At 52.4% G+C, this 14,589-nt stretch carries 16 protein-coding genes; 7 read left to right on the forward strand and 9 right to left on the reverse strand.

What is annotated here, in order from left to right:
- Positions 1-271: 271 nt before the first annotated feature.
- Complete coding sequence (locus ACLTX1_RS08610) at positions 272-487, reverse strand: helix-turn-helix domain-containing protein (protein ID WP_176820725.1); 216 nt, start codon at positions 485-487, stop codon at positions 272-274.
- A gap of 119 nt (positions 488-606) precedes the next feature.
- Here ACLTX1_RS08610 and ACLTX1_RS08615 point away from each other — a divergent pair, with 119 nt between their 5' ends.
- Positions 607-846: a hypothetical protein gene (locus ACLTX1_RS08615; RefSeq protein WP_308448957.1), complete on the forward strand. Its 240-nt coding sequence runs from the start codon at positions 607-609 to the stop codon at positions 844-846.
- Positions 847-895: 49 nt separating this feature from the next.
- On the opposite strand, the gene uxuA is transcribed toward ACLTX1_RS08615, so the two are convergent.
- Positions 896-1,957, reverse strand: coding sequence for a mannonate dehydratase (gene uxuA / locus ACLTX1_RS08620; RefSeq protein WP_308448956.1), 1,062 nt, complete (start codon positions 1,955-1,957; stop codon positions 896-898).
- A gap of 297 nt (positions 1,958-2,254) precedes the next feature.
- On the opposite strand from uxuA, the gene ACLTX1_RS08625 reads away from it, so the two are divergent.
- Positions 2,255-3,304, forward strand: coding sequence for a Gfo/Idh/MocA family protein (locus ACLTX1_RS08625; RefSeq protein ID WP_176820722.1), 1,050 nt, complete (start codon positions 2,255-2,257; stop codon positions 3,302-3,304).
- A 73-nt stretch (positions 3,305-3,377) separates the two neighbouring features.
- Here the strand turns inward: ACLTX1_RS08625 and ACLTX1_RS08630 are convergent, their stop codons facing one another.
- The 5 genes from ACLTX1_RS08630 to surE form a co-directional block, all read right to left on the reverse strand.
- Positions 3,378-4,022 carry a sugar O-acetyltransferase gene (locus ACLTX1_RS08630; RefSeq protein WP_316686911.1) on the reverse strand — a complete coding sequence of 215 codons (645 nt, stop codon included), beginning with the start codon at positions 4,020-4,022 and terminating at the stop codon, positions 3,378-3,380.
- A gap of 42 nt (positions 4,023-4,064) precedes the next feature.
- Positions 4,065-6,122 carry a beta-galactosidase gene (locus ACLTX1_RS08635; protein ID WP_412330774.1) on the reverse strand — a complete coding sequence of 686 codons (2,058 nt, stop codon included), beginning with the start codon at positions 6,120-6,122 and terminating at the stop codon, positions 4,065-4,067.
- Positions 6,123-6,134: 12 nt separating this feature from the next.
- Complete coding sequence (locus ACLTX1_RS08640; protein WP_316519422.1) at positions 6,135-7,004, reverse strand: DegV family protein; 870 nt, start codon at positions 7,002-7,004, stop codon at positions 6,135-6,137.
- Positions 7,005-7,104: 100 nt separating this feature from the next.
- Positions 7,105-7,527 (reverse strand): Holliday junction resolvase RuvX, encoded by a 423-nt coding sequence (gene ruvX / locus ACLTX1_RS08645; protein ID WP_412266771.1) that lies wholly within the window; start codon positions 7,525-7,527, stop codon positions 7,105-7,107.
- A 113-nt stretch (positions 7,528-7,640) separates the two neighbouring features.
- Positions 7,641-8,354, reverse strand: coding sequence for a 5'/3'-nucleotidase SurE (surE, locus tag ACLTX1_RS08650; protein ID WP_412330775.1), 714 nt, complete (start codon positions 8,352-8,354; stop codon positions 7,641-7,643).
- Positions 8,355-8,633: 279 nt separating this feature from the next.
- Between surE and ACLTX1_RS08655 the strand changes: the two genes are divergently transcribed.
- The 4 genes from ACLTX1_RS08655 (at position 8,634) to ACLTX1_RS08670 (ending at position 11,665) form a co-directional block, all read left to right on the forward strand.
- Positions 8,634-10,268, forward strand: coding sequence for a beta-N-acetylhexosaminidase (locus ACLTX1_RS08655; protein WP_412330776.1), 1,635 nt, complete (start codon positions 8,634-8,636; stop codon positions 10,266-10,268).
- Between the two features lie 235 nt (positions 10,269-10,503).
- The gene (locus tag ACLTX1_RS08660; RefSeq protein ID WP_412330777.1) at positions 10,504-10,908 is read left to right on the forward strand and encodes a Fur family transcriptional regulator; all 405 of its coding nucleotides are present in this window, start codon (positions 10,504-10,506) and stop codon (positions 10,906-10,908) included.
- 38 nt (positions 10,909-10,946) lie between these two features.
- A complete protein-coding gene (locus ACLTX1_RS08665; protein ID WP_176820714.1) occupies positions 10,947-11,495 on the forward strand; it encodes an NADH peroxidase in 549 nt (182 codons plus the stop codon).
- A 14-nt stretch (positions 11,496-11,509) separates the two neighbouring features.
- Positions 11,510-11,665: a rubredoxin gene (locus ACLTX1_RS08670; RefSeq protein WP_176820713.1), complete on the forward strand. Its 156-nt coding sequence runs from the start codon at positions 11,510-11,512 to the stop codon at positions 11,663-11,665.
- A 299-nt stretch (positions 11,666-11,964) separates the two neighbouring features.
- On the opposite strand, the gene ACLTX1_RS08675 is transcribed toward ACLTX1_RS08670, so the two are convergent.
- A complete protein-coding gene (locus ACLTX1_RS08675; protein WP_395590554.1) occupies positions 11,965-12,837 on the reverse strand; it encodes a mechanosensitive ion channel family protein in 873 nt (290 codons plus the stop codon).
- A gap of 10 nt (positions 12,838-12,847) precedes the next feature.
- Positions 12,848-13,303 (reverse strand): D-aminoacyl-tRNA deacylase, encoded by a 456-nt coding sequence (dtd, locus tag ACLTX1_RS08680; RefSeq protein ID WP_316686897.1) that lies wholly within the window; start codon positions 13,301-13,303, stop codon positions 12,848-12,850.
- A gap of 193 nt (positions 13,304-13,496) precedes the next feature.
- Here dtd and ACLTX1_RS08685 point away from each other — a divergent pair, with 193 nt between their 5' ends.
- Positions 13,497-14,375 carry an aldose 1-epimerase family protein gene (locus ACLTX1_RS08685; RefSeq protein WP_412330778.1) on the forward strand — a complete coding sequence of 293 codons (879 nt, stop codon included), beginning with the start codon at positions 13,497-13,499 and terminating at the stop codon, positions 14,373-14,375.
- Positions 14,376-14,589 lie beyond the last annotated feature (214 nt).

Here is a 14,589-nt window from a genome sequence, read left to right on the forward strand (position 1 = left end):
ACATAAAAAACAAGCGGAGAAAATCGCCTGTTTTTCTGCGGGCGGCTGCATCCGTTCTCGAGGAACCGCACCGCCACTACTGCCAGCGTCCATTTTCTCCACTCCTTTGTTTTAGTATTTTGTCAGTGTATTTGCAAATAATCGCAAAGTGCTTTTGCGTTTTTGCATACGGAAACAAAACGCCGCATTTTTGTCGGCGTTCTTATCTATAAAGTTACCCTTTTTTTGAATAATTGTCAAGCCTAACAAACGACTTTTCGGGAATTTTACGTCAGAGGTTTCGTTTGGGGTTTGCCGTCTGCCGCAAGAGATAATCAATGCTCACGTTATAGAAGTTTGCGAGTTTAATTAGAATGTCGTCCGTAAGTTGCTGCTGGCCTGTTTCGATATAACTGTATTTGCGCTGTGTAATGCCGATTGCATCTGCGACTTGCTGCTGCGTTAAATCAGAGTCCTCCCGCAGATCGCGTATTCTGTTTTCCGTCAATTTTTTCACCTGCTTTGAGTGGTATCAACTCAAAGTATATGTAGACGGATTTTATCTATTGACTTTTAGATATATTTCATCTAAAATTGGGAAAAGAGGAGAGACAGGAGAGAAAAGCAATGCTTAAACGCTGGGGACGAGTAATTTTGGCCATGCTGTTGGTATGCTTTCTTCTTACGACCTGCACCTGTGCGCATAAATGGAAGGAAGCCACCTGCACCGAGCCGAAAACCTGTGTATATTGCGGTATGACGGAAGGCGAGCCGCTTGGGCATGATTGGAAAGCTGCTACGATCAACTACCCCAAGACCTGTGTTCGCTGCGGTAAAACAGAAGGTGAAGCTTACGGTATCTATTAAAAAAACCGATGCAGAGTTTCGACTGCATCGGTTTTTTGTTGGCTTTAATTTATCGCTCCATATTGGAGTTGCGCTTTGTGATGGCTTCCCACAGGCCATTTAAGTACGCGGCGCCGAGGGCACGGTCGTAAAGGCCATAGCCGGCGCGGCCGGTCTCGCCCCAGATCATTCTGCCGTGGTCCGGGCGGATGTAACCGTTGAAACCGTTTTTGTAGAGCGCGTTCAAAATGGCATACATATCGAGCGAGCCGCATGCGGAGTAGTGTGCGCGCTCCTCAAAACCGTTTTCCAACACGGCGACGTTGCGGGCGTGAACGAAATGGATGCGGCCCATCGCGGCATATTTTGCCGCCATGTGCACCACATCGTTTTCGGCGCTGCATCCGAGTGAGCCGGTACACAGCGTGATGCCGTTGTGCGGGTCATCGACGATTTTCAGGAAGCGGTCGAGATTCTTTTCGCACGTGATAATGCGTGGCAGTCCGAAAATACTCCAGCACGGGTCGTCCTCGTGGATGGCCATGTTCACGTCACATTCCGCAGCGACGGGAATGATGCGCTCAAGAAAATAAGTGAGGTTTGCCCAAAGGTCTTCCTCGGTCATTTTGTTGTATTCCGCCACGACGGCCCTCAGCTCCTCGCGTGTGTAGCTTGCGTCCCAGCCGGGCAGCGTGAGGTCGCTGTCGCTTTTCAACGGGTCCACGGCATCCACCTGCTCTTTATAGTAGACAAGGCTTGTAGAGCCGTCCGGCAGGCGGTGGTCAAGCTGCGTGCGCGTCCAGTCAAACACCGGCATGAAATTGTAGCAGATGCAGCGGATGCCGGCCTCGGCAAGGCGGCGGATGTTCTCGCAGTAATTTTCGATATAGCGGTCGCGCGTGGGTTTGCCGAGTTTGATGTCCTCGTGCACCGGCACACTTTCAATGACCTCAAATTGCAGGCCGTTATCTTCCACTTGTTTTTTCAGCGCGGCAATGCTCTTGCGGCTCCAAACTTCACCGACAGGCACGTCGTATACAGCGGTGACGATGGCCTGCATGTTCGGAATCTGACGAGTATTTTGGAGGGTTACGGGGTCGTCCGGGCCATACCAGCGAAATGACATTTTCATAGATATAATCAACCTTTCCGGTGTATTCACGCGTTATTCAGGTTCATCGTAGCACATCGGGTGAAAAAACTCAAGGGGCTAAATTCCTTTTGCACCGATTTCCAATCAAACGTGGGATTTATACACAGTTTTGCGCAGGTGGTCTTTGTATCTTTCGCCGAAATCGCGGACAAGATGCAAAAATCTATAAAAACATCTTGAAACTTGCGTGTCTTTTAGTATAATAAGGTGTATAGCGCGTAGTTTAGAGAGCGCAGACAGGTTATTTATTTTAAATCGAGAGGAGTCCAATTGATTATGTCTAAAGTAGTAAGAGTAGCAGTCGTGGGCTATGGCGGCATGGGCGGCTGGCACACGAAGAGATTACAGGAAATCCCGGGTGTTGTAGAGCTTGCAGGCGTATATGATATTAAGCCGGAGCGCAACAAGGTTGCTGAGGAAAACGGTATTCACGCATACAGCTCTTTTGAGGAGTTGCTTGCCGACAAGACCGTTGATGTTGTAACGGTCGCAATTCCGAACGATCAGCACAAGAAGGTTTGCATTCAGGTTATGGAAGCGGGCAAGGTTGCCATCAGCGAGAAGCCGGTCACGCTTTGCACCGCTGATCTCGAAGAGATGATCGCAGCCTCCAAGCGCACGGGCTCCGTCTTCACGGTGCATCAGAACCGCCGTTGGGACGAGGATTTCCGCGTTGCGGAGAAGATTGCAAAGTCCGGCCAGCTCGGTCGTGTTTTCGCCATTCAGTCCCGTGTTCATGGTTCCCGCGGTATCCCGGGCGACTGGAGAAACACGAAGGCACAGGGCGGCGGCATGGTTCTTGACTGGGGCGTGCACCTCCTTGACCAGATGAACATGATGATGGGCAAAATGCCGGTTTCCGTTTACGCAACGCTGTCCAACGTAACGAACGAAGAAGTGGACGACGGCTTCACCGCTACGTTCAAGTTTGATAACGATCTCGTGTTCACCGTAGAAGTCGGCACGAGCAACTTCATCAACCTGCCGCGTTGGTATGTCGAAGGTCTGAACGGCACGGCTGTCATCGATGACTTCCAGGTCAACGGCAAGATCGTCATCGCAACGGCGGACGAAGAGCACGATGCAGTGCCGATCGTCACCGCAGCAGGCCTCACGAAGACCATGGCGCCGAGAACGCCGGAAACGATCAGCGAGCTTCCGCTGCCGAGAATCGACTGCGACATTCACGATTATTATCGCAACATCGCAGCAGTTGTCAACGGCGAAGCAGAGCAGATCGTCACGCACGACCAGCAGCGCCAGCTGATGAAGCTGATGGAAGCGATCTTTGAGAGCGCAGAGAAGAATCAGGTCGTTTACTTCTAATTCGAATTAAGATGAATTGAGAACAGCTCCGAGCGAAAAGCTCGGAGCTGTTTTTGCGTATTATAAGCTCAGTTTATTCGTCAAACACGAATTCATCTTCGCCGAAGCGTTCCGGATGATATTTCATGCTGTCTGCTTCCGTAATGGTGCGCTGTACACGGCAGGGGTTGCCGACGGCCACGCTGTTTGACGGAATGTCCTTCGTTACCACGCTGCCTGCACCGATGACACAGTTATCGCCGATGGTCACACCCGGGCATACGACGACGTTTGCGCCGAACCAGCAATCGTTGCCGATGGTGACGGGTTTTGCGTAGCAAACGCGAATTTCACGGCCGTCCTTTGTTTTCAGCACGCGGCGTTCCTCTGCGATGATCGGGTGCATCGGCGTGACGATAGTCACGTTCGGGCCGAAGTTGCAGCGGTCACCAATGGTCACGGGCGCGTCATCCTGAATGGTCAGGTTGAAGTTGCCGAAAAAGCTCTTGCCGATGTGCGTGTGCGTGCCATAGTGGATCTGGATCGGCCCCTGCACAAACGAGCCCTCGCCGAAATCGCCGAAGATCTGATGCACGATTGCATTACGCTTTTCGGTTTCGTCTTCGAGCGTTGCATTATAGGCGCTGCAAAGGTTGTGGCAGCGCAGCTTGATGGCTTTCAAGTCCGGGTGACCGGGGCAGAAAAACTGCCCGGCAAAGATTTTTTCTTCCTCTTTCATATGAATTCCTCCCAAAATGTTTATCGTAACGGCCTTTGTCGTTTATTGTGGTTTATCGAGCACGAGCACGCCGTAAGGCTCCATGGTATATGTGCCGTCGAGCGTTTCGCGTGTAAGCAGCTCCTTCGTCGGCTTTTGCACGGTGACGGTTTGCGGCTGTGCGGTGTAGTTCAGCAAAAACGCGTAGCTGCGGCCGTTTTTCTCGTTTGTACGCACCGTGAGCTCGATCTCCTCGGGCAGCTCCAGCCAGCCCGTCACAGGGCAAAGCTCTGCTTTCGGCAGCAGCTCCAAGAGCGCCGCAGCGGTCTCCTCCGCAAAAACGGAGCCACAGGCGTAGACCGTGCCTTTGCCGACGGTGTTTTTGGTCAGCGCGGGTTTGCCGTTGTAATAGTTACCGTCATACGTCGCCAGCACCTCGCAGCTTTCAAAATCCGGGCGCAGAATATCGTTAAACGTCGGCGCGGGGATTTTCTTTTCGCCGAGCGTCATGTATTCCTTTTCGTCCGCCGGGCCGATGAACGTGAAATCCTCCACGGTGCAGCCGGTCAGCGGCGCTAAGAGCCCCGGCATCGGCATCATGGGGCACTGCCCGTCAATATCTTTATAGCCGGAGCGGCAGCCGAAGAAAAGAGTGCCGCCGTTTTCGGTGTAAGCGCGTAATATTTCCGCGCGGGCGGGCGTCATGATGGTTGGGTGCGGGTACACAGCAGCCGTGAAGTTCTCAAGCGGCCGGGACGTGCCCTCGTCGTTGATATTGACGAACTCGAACGGGATGTGCGCGCGCTGCAAGGCTTTGAACCACCCGTCGGTGCTCTCCCGGTTCAAGGGTCCGTGCCATTTGTCCTCCATGCCGTCCCACGCATTGTCGTAGTCGCAGAGGATTGCGAACTTTGCCGTATGCTTCGTGCCTGCGATGCGCTGAATCTTCTGAATATCCTCGCTTACGCGCAAAAGCTCTTCCGTGCGGCGATTCGGGAAATTATCATAGTTCAATAATCCGTGCCAGTACATTTCTGTGCCGAATGTGCAGGTACGCCAGCGGAAGTAGCTGACAAAATCTGCACCGTGCGCGATAGACTGGAAAGTCCACAGCCTTAACTGACCCGGCTTCGGCGCGGGCTGCAGAAGGCGGGTGTTCCAACCGCCGGGGCCGGATTGCTGCTCCATGATGCCGAAGCGGTTTGAGACGCTTCGCGTTTTTGCAAGGTTAAATGATGTTTCGCGGTCGCGCAAGGAGCGCGGAGAGAGCTTGCTGCCCTCCATCGCAAACGCGAAGTTCGGGTAGCTGTCATACGTCATGAAGTCGAGCTTTTCCTTGACGAGCTTGTGGTTATCGAGCACGCCGAAAAGCCCGTTTGTCGTGATGAACTGTTCCGGACGGCGATATTTCCGGATAATATCCGCCTGTATGCCGATGTAGTTTATGGCCGCTTCGGAAATGAAACGCTTTTCCTCCAGCATCATGTGCGGATTGTTGGAGTTTGCGAGCGTGTAGCGCGAAAGGTGAACCTGCTCCCAGTCCGTGTAGGTCTGGTTCCAGAATGTCGTGCCCATGGCGCGGTTCAGGTTTTCGAGCGTGCCGTATTTCTCTTTAAGGTACTTTCTGAACGCCTCGTGGTCGCTCGGCGCGTGGTAGCTGTTTGTTTCGCAGTTGACTTCATTGTCGATCTGCCAGCCGATGATCGCAGGATGTGCGCTGTAATGCGCCGCAATGTGCTCAACGATCTTCTTTACAAAATCGAGGTACACGGGAGATGTCATGTTGTGGTGCTTGCGCATACCGTGGTAGACCGGGTGGCCGTAAATATCACAGTTTAATACTTCCGGGTATTTTTCCGTCAGCCAGGCGGGCGGGGTCGCGGTGGGCGTGCAGAAGATGACCTGCATCCCGCAGTCCTTTGCCACATTTAAAAAGCGGTCCCAAAAGCTGTCGTCAAAGCGCCCTTCCTCCGGCTCAAAGAGGTTCCACGCGAATTCCGCCACGCGGATGACACCGATGCCGTAGGATTTCATGCGCAGCATATCCTCTTTCCAGAACGAAGCATCCCAGTGCTCCGGGTAATAGCATACGCCGAGCTCTATCGTGTTGCCGTTTAACATAGTGTTGCTCCTTTATCTATGCTCGCCGATGAAGAACAGTGCTACGGTGCCGGGGCCGGAATGTGCGCCGATGACAGGGCCGACGAAGTTGATATAAATGTTCTTCACACCGAACTTTTCACGCACGCGTTTTGCGACGTATTCGGCGTCTGCCAGGCAATCGCCGTGGCTGATGAACACGGTCTGGTCTGCGGGCTGAATGGCGGTCTCTTCCATTTTCTGCACAAGCGCATCAAGGGACTGCCGTCTGCCGCGCACCTTGCTGACCGGGATGAGGTGGCCCTCATCATCCACATGCAAAACGGGTTTTACGCCGAGCAAAGTGCCGACGAGCGCTGCTGTGGCGGAAACGCGGCCGCCGCGCTTTAAGTGGTTGAGGTCGTCCACCGTGAACCAGTGGCAGAGCTTCAAAACGTTTTCACCGAGCCACTTATACAGCGAATCAATGTCCGTGCCGGCGCGCTTCAGCATGGCTGCGTGGTATACGAGCAAACCCTCGCCGAGGGACGCGCAGAGCGAATCGAACACATAAATTTTGCGTTCGGGATATTTTTCTTTCAATTCATCGCGCGCGATGAAGGCGCTTTGGCAGGTGCCGGATAAACCGCTGGAAAACGCAATGTACAGAACGTCTTCGCCGCCTTGCAGAACAGGCTCAAAGACCCGTGTGAATTCGTCGGCGTTGATCTGCGATGTGGTGGACATTTTGCCCTCGCGCAGCTTTGCGTAGAAAGTTTCCGTCGGCATATCCGAAAGATCTGCCTTGTCTTTATATGTTTTACCGTCGATTGTAAAGCGGAGCGGCACCACTGTGAGGCCTAACTCTTCGATCATTTTATGATCCATATCGATGGTGGAATCGGTGATGATTTTGTAACCCATAGTTATCTTTCCTTTCCGTGCCTTAAAAACGCATTTCTGCGCGGCACATCGTTATTATAGCACAGGCGAAGCGAATTTGTCTATGCGTTTTTTGTGTAAATTACCCTTTGCGGTTTCGCCGATAATCGAGATAATCCTGCAAAATGATCGTCGCCGCCACGGCGTCCACAGTTGCTTTGCGGCGCTTACCGCGCGTATTTGTTTCGTTTAAAAAGCCGTGTGCTGTGATAGTCGTGCCGCGTTCGTCGGAGAAATCAACGGGCAGCCCGGTCTTTTCCGCAAGCTCCGCACCGAAAGCGCGCGCGTTCTGCGCGCTTTCGCCCTCGCTGCCATCCATGTTGCGCGGCAGACCGACAACGATCTGCTCGGCGCGGCGCTCTTTGGCAAGCTGCGCTACACGCTCCAAAAGGCGCTCGCGGTTGTGCTCGTTCACGACTTCTACGGGGCTTGCGAGCAGCTCGCTTTTATCGCATACGGCAACGCCCGTACGCGCTTTGCCGAGGTCTACACCTAATATAACCATGTTCTGTTTCCTTTCAATGTTTTGCTTTTCTTCAGTATAACACGGTTTTTAAAAATAGAAAAGCACCTGCTTTTGCGATTTCAAAGAACAGGTGCAAAATCTGTATGTTTTTATTATCGCACATTCGTCACGGTGCCGACGGCGACGTAGTTGTCGCACACTGCGCCAAGGTCGGTGCCTTCGCTGCCGTGCCAGTTTCTGCCGGGCACGACCGTGTATTCCACCGTGCCGTCCCCGAGTGTTTTGCAGGTGAAGCTGTCCGTGTAAAAATTATCCTGCGAAACGGCGCAGCCGTGCTTTACACCCTTGCAGTCTTCCGGTGCGCAGCCGGGAAAGTTGATGTTCCAAACCGTGTTTTGCGGCAGAGGTTTATCCATATATTCACCGATGAGCGCACGCAAGTAGCGGTCGGTCACGGGATGATAATCGAGGTTGGCCTGGGAAAGCGCGATGGCGTGGATTCCCCAGAAAGCGGCCTCCAGCGCGGCGCCCGCCGTGCCGGAATACTGAATATCGCCGGAAATATTGTAGCCGCTATTGATGCCGGAAAGCACAACGTCAGGCTTACGACCGAGCAGATGGATGCCCACGCGCACACAGTCCACCGGTACGCCGCTGCATTCGTATGCCTTTACGCCGTCCATGTAGCCCGGACGCTCGCGCACGTAAAGCGGCTCTAAATACGTTACGCTGTGCGATTTGCCGCTGCGCTGGCTCTCCGGTGCGACGACCCACACTTCGCCGAATGCTTTTGCTGTCTCTGCCAGCTGGCGAATGCCGCCTGCGTCAATGCCATCGTCATTCGTAATTAAGATCAATCTGCCCATGCTTGCTCCTCCGTCATGCAAAAACTTTTCGCTTGAAGTATACCATATCTATTTCGACAAGTCCAGACGGAGATTCAAAATTCCGCTTTGTCACATCTGCTTATAATTATTAAAATTTTGAAAATTATATAGAAATATAGCACGATTTTCTTGCAAAAGAAGCAAATTGCGGTATAATGTTCTTAATAGAACAAAAAGGCTGCGGTTCGGTTGCAGCCGAGGAGAAGTTGTAAAAGGACAAGCGTGTTATTCGTTTGCCCGAAGAAAGGAATCTTGCTTATGTTGAATCTTATTCCCGCGCCGCGCGGATCGGTGCACATGCAGGAGGGCAGTGTAAAGCTGCCGGAGACCGTCACCGTTTCGCTCGGTGATTTTTCATCGTGGTGCCTTGAGGCATTTGCTGCAAGACTGAACGGCCACGTGGAGATCGCCGAAAACGGGTTTATCACGCTGAAAAAGGCCGATATCGCAAAAGAGGGCTACAAGCTGACCGTCACAAAGGACGGCATCACCGTGGAAGCGGCGGACGAAAGCGGCGCCGTGTGGGCGCTGACGACTGTCACGGAGCTCACAGCAGAGGGCGAAGCGCTGCCAATCGTCACCATTGAAGACGCACCGCACTACGGCCATCGCGGCCTGTCGCTTGACTGCTCCCGTCATTTCTTTACGGCGGACGAAGTGAAAAAGGTCATCGACCAGATGACGCGTGTGAAGCTGAATGTTCTGCACTGGCATCTTGTAGATGACCAGGGCTGGCGCATCGAGTGCAAAACGCTGCCGCTGCTGCACGAAACGACCGGCACGTATTACACGCAGGAGGAGATCAGGAGCGTTATCGAATATGCCCGCGTGCGCGGCATGGAGATCATCCCGGAAATCGATATGCCGGGCCACACCAGATCGATGATTGCGGCATACCCGCATTTGAGCTGCTTTGGCGAAAAAACGGAGCTGTGCCAGTTTGGCGGCATTTTTGAGAAAATTCTCTGCCCCGGTAAGGACGAAACATTCGAGTTTATCGAAAAGCTTCTGACAGAAGTCTGCGCACTGTTCCCGGACGACCGCTTCCACATCGGCGGTGACGAAGCGCCGAAGACCGAATGGAAAAAATGCCCGCACTGCAAGGCGCGCATGGAAGCGCTTGGCCTTACCGATTATGAAGATTTGCAGGGCTACTTCACGAAGCGTGTCGTCGCTATCCTCAAAAAGCACGGCAAGCGCGCCGTCTGCTGGAACGACGTTCTGGAATCCAAAGATGTCGATACCGGAAACATCATACAGTATTGGACGGCGCAGCATGAAGCGCCGGTGCCGGCATTTATCGAGCGTGGCGGCAAGGTGATCTTCTCCAATATGTCCGCTTTGTATTTCGATTATCCGCATGGCATCAATTCGTTGAATAAGGTTTACCATTATCAGCCGGTCGTCATGGGCAAGAGCTACGCAGATAGTCCGAATATGCTCGGTTACGAAGCGGCATTGTGGTCGGAGCAGGTGGAAACGCCGGAACACCTCGAAGAATTGCTGTTCCCGCGCCTGTATGCCGTATCCGAAATCGCGTGGAACGAAGCAGGGGATTACGCAGATTTTGAACACCGCGCGGAAAAGAAAATTGAAATTGCCGCAAAGCAAGGCGTGAACTGTATGACAAAAGACGGGTGGAACCCCGAAGGTGAAGCGCGCGTGCAGAGTGCCGCGACATTCATTGCACACATGATGAACCCGGGCGGCATCGGCACACCGCATACGGATGCGGAAAGAGAAATGGTGCGTCCCGTCATAGAGAAGTTTGCGCAGATCTGGTTCCGGCCGCAGGATGTTCCCGAAATGATGAAAAACGACGACCTCGTCGGCGCAGCACTTAACTTCATGAAAATGTTTCCACCGGAAAACGATGAGACCAAAGGAGAATAAATAGAAACGAAGAAAACGGCTTTGCGGGTAAAATGCAGAGCCGTTTTGCATCTGGTTTTCGGAAAGCAAGCAAACGGGGTTTTGAAAGCTTTTCAATAGGCTTGTTCACAATTTGTTTACAAAATAATAATAAAAATGATAATTATTACTATTTACAAATCGAAAAAGGCGTGCTATAATAGTGCCAACAAGTGAGAGAGAAAGAAATCCCACAAACCTAAAGGAGGTGAAGCCGATGCCGGAAAAGTTCAGCCGAAAGCGTGAGGCGCTCTACAACGCACTGCGTGCCACAACGGTGCACCCAACTGCGGAGTGGCTCTACGCTGCGCTGCGGCCCGAATATCCCGATTTAAGTCTCGGCACAGTTTACCGCAATCTTAAAAAATTCTGTGCAGAGGGCAAAGCGAGAAGCGTCGGCGTCATCAACGGGCAGGAGCATTTCGACGGCGATACTTCGGCACACAGCCATTTCGTCTGCGACTGCTGCGGGCGCGTGCTCGATATCTTTGAACCGCTTGTGGATACAGAAACACTCGAGCGCATGGAAGCGGAACACGGGTTTACAATCACAAAAGAAGACCTGCTGTTCGGCGGTATGTGCGCCGAATGCAAAGAAAAAAGCAAAAATAAAACGGCTTAAAAGCCGCAAACGAAAATCAATTTTAGGAGGATCTTATTATGGCAAAGTTTGTATGCACCGTATGTGGTTACGTTTTTGAAGGCGAAGCAGCTCCGGAGTTCTGCCCCGTATGTAAGGCACCGGCTTCCAAGTTCACGAAGCAGGAAGAGAACATGACTTGGGCGGCTGAGCACGTTGTCGGCGTCGCACAGGGCGTCAGCGAGGATATCCTTGCTGATCTCCGTGCAAACTTCCAGGGCGAGTGCAGCGAGGTCGGCATGTACCTCGCAATGGCAAGAGTTGCACACCGCGAGGGCTACCCGGAAATCGGCCTTTACTGGGAGAAGGCTGCTTACGAAGAAGCAGAGCACGCTGCAAAGTTCGCAGAGTTGCTCGGCGAAGTTGTAACGGACAGCACGAAGAAGAACCTTGAGATGCGCGTTGAAGCCGAGAACGGTGCAACCGCCGGTAAGTTCGACCTTGCAAAGCGCGCAAAGGCCGCAAATCTCGATGCCATCCACGACACCGTTCACGAAATGGCCCGCGACGAAGCCCGCCACGGCAAGGCGTTCGCAGGTCTCCTTAAGAGATATTTCGGTGACAAGTAATAGGAGTGTATTTTATGAAATATGAGTGTCCCTGCGGTTATGTCTATGACCCCGCACTCGGCGATCCGGAAAACGGCGTTGCACCCGGCACGGCATGGGAAGATGTCCCCGAAGATTGGGTCTGCCCCACCTGCGGCCTCGGAAAAGATGCTTTTTACCCCGCTGAATAACTAAAAAAGAAGAGGAGAGGGATTTGATCCTTCTCCTCTTTTCGATTTCGTTTTAACAGAATGAAAAAATGTTGAATAGATGAATCAATATCGTCCTTCGATTATACATTTATATACCGATTTAGTTATAAGAGAATATTCAATTTCAAAAGTATGAGAATAAGATCCAGAACCCCCGAAGGAAGACCTGATAAATCTCCCTTCGGGGGTTCTGTTTGGAAAAGTCCACGAAAATTTCAGCGCCGAAAACGGAAGTTTCACGGCGCTGCTGCGGGAATATTCGTATTTTCGTGCGTGCTTTACCGCATGTGCACGTCCATCTGCGGGAACGGAATCTCCATGCCGGCTTCATCCAGCGCCTTTTTCACGTTTTCGTTGAGGTCAAAATAGAGGTCCCAGTAATTTTCCGGTGCGCACCAAACGCGCAGGACGAAATCGAGCGAGCTCGCGCTCTGCGTTTTCATGCGCGCCAGCGGGGCGGGGTCTTTCAACGATTTCGGGTCGCTTTCGGCAACGGAAAGCAAAATTTGCTTCACCTTGTCAATGTCACAATCGTAGGAGACGGAGAATGTCAGCTCTACACGGCGCTGTCCCACCGCGCTGTAATTCGTGATGGCGGCGTTCGTCAGCGAGCCGTTCGGCACGGTCACGCGCTTGTTGTCCGGTGTCAGCACCACGGTGTATAAAACGCTGATGGCATTCACCGTGCCGGCAATTTCCGTCGTTTCAATGTAATCGCCCACGCGGAACGGGTGAAAAAGCAAAATCATCACGCCGCCCGCAAGGTTCGTCACGGCGCCCTGAAACGCAAGGCCGATGGCAACGCCGCCCGAGGTGAACAGTGCGAGGAACGAGGCGGTCTCGATGCCAAGAACGCCGAAGCACATCAAAATGAGGATGATATACAGCACGATGCGGCTGCCGCTCGCCATGAACGAAGCGAGCCCCGGGTCCATCTTTTGATATAGTTTCGAGCGCTTGAAGCGGTTCATCAAAAATTTGATGAGCTTGCTGCCGATAAACAAAAGCAGCCCTGCGGCGGCTAAGCGAATGAAAAAGTAAAACGCCTGTTCGCCGACGTTTTTCAGCCATTTTTCAAGCTCGTTCACGGTGGGAATGTCCTCAAGCGGGTCGGTGACAACCGTGTCAAACAGCGTTAAAAATCGCGTCATAGGCACACCGTCACTTTCCGATGCGTTCCGTGTCGATGATGATGTTCACGGGGCCGTCGTTTTCCACACTTACGTGCATGTGCGCGCCGAATTCACCCGTGCATACTTTGCCGATAGGCTGGTTTTTCACCTGTTCCACAAAGTAGTTATATAATCTCAAAGCTTCACTCGGGGAAGCGGAACGGCTGAAATCCGGACGGCGGCCGTGCTTCATATCGGCACTCAGCGTGATGTTCGAGACAATGAGCATATCGCCCTTGATGTCTTCGAGTGAGCGGTTCATCTTGTCGTTTTCGTCCTTAAATACGCGCAGACCGCACACCTTCTGCACGAGAAAATCCGCCTGCGCGTCCGTGTCACCCTCCATGGCGCAGATGAAGACAACGAGGCCCTCGCCGACTTTGCGGGTCTCGCCGCCGTTTATGGTGATCTCTGCACCGTTTATACGCTGAATAACTGCTCTCATATTGTAAATTCCTTTCCGGTTGGTGGATTTTGACCGATAAAACGGGAGATTTCTTCGGTGTTTTCTCAATTATAGCAGGCTTTCGCTCTTGCTTCAAGCGGTTTTGTTTGTTATAATACTGTTGATTGAAAATCAGGTTATGTGCATGCAAAAAGACAGGGCGCAAAAGCGCCGCGATTTGAAAGGACGAATTATGCTGATCCACATAAAAAACGAAAACGAAACTGCCGCCATTGATACGCTCGGCGCCGAGCTCGTCTCCTTTATGGGCGATGACGGCTTTGAGCACATTTGGCAGGGTGATAAAACATATTGGGGCGGCCACGCGCCGGTTTTGTTTCCTATCGTCGGCGCGCTGCGCGATAACCGCACATGTATCAACGGCGAGTGGTACGAGATGAAGCGCCACGGCATCGCACGCCACGAGGAATTCACCGTCACAGAGCAGGGAGAGGACTACGTCACCCTGCAGCTTACGGCGAACGAGGAGACGAAAAAGCAGTACCCGTTCGATTTTGTGCTGACGGTCTCCTATTACCTCACCGGCAGCAGCATCACGACGAAATTTACCGTTAAAAATGCCGATACGAAGCCCATGCCGTTCTGCATCGGCGGTCACCCGGGCTTTAATATCCCGATTCAGTCCGATGAAATTTTTGAAGATTACGACATCGTGTTCGAGGAAAAGGAAGAGCAGAAATGCCCGACGCTCGATATGGAAAGCTGCCTGATCGATTTTGAGAAGACGAACTTCGAGCTTGACGATACGGATACCATCCCGCTGCAGCACAGCCTGTTCTATAAGGACGCGCTCGTGTTCGAGAACCTCAACTCCACCTGCGTTTCACTCAAAAGCCGCCAGTCCGGCCGCGGTGTGATGATGGAGTTTTCCGGCTTCCCGATGCTTGGTATCTGGTCTGCCGCAAACGACGGCCCGTATGTTGCGCTGGAGCCGTGGACCGGCTGCGCCACCGCCGTACAGGAGGACGACGTGTTTGAAAAGAAGCACGGCATGCGCACTTTGCAGCCCGGCGAAGAAGCCGAGTACGCCTACACGGTCTTTGAAATCTAAATTACAAAAGTACGTATACTATATATAATAAAAGCATATAGAGCATGCCCCGCAAACGGATGAAAAATCCGATTTGCGGGGTTGTTTTATTGCCTAAAAATCTCAACCAAAGTTTGTTTGTTCTCACGGAGAGAAAATCGCGAAAAAGGGTTCCATTTTAACAGAATACAGTTATAATAGTTTAAACAAGCGTATGAAGTGTTTCTGCGTAAAT

The organism is Hominenteromicrobium sp., from assembly GCF_046974225.1.
GTDB lineage: Bacteria > Bacillota > Clostridia > Oscillospirales > Acutalibacteraceae > Hominenteromicrobium > Hominenteromicrobium mulieris.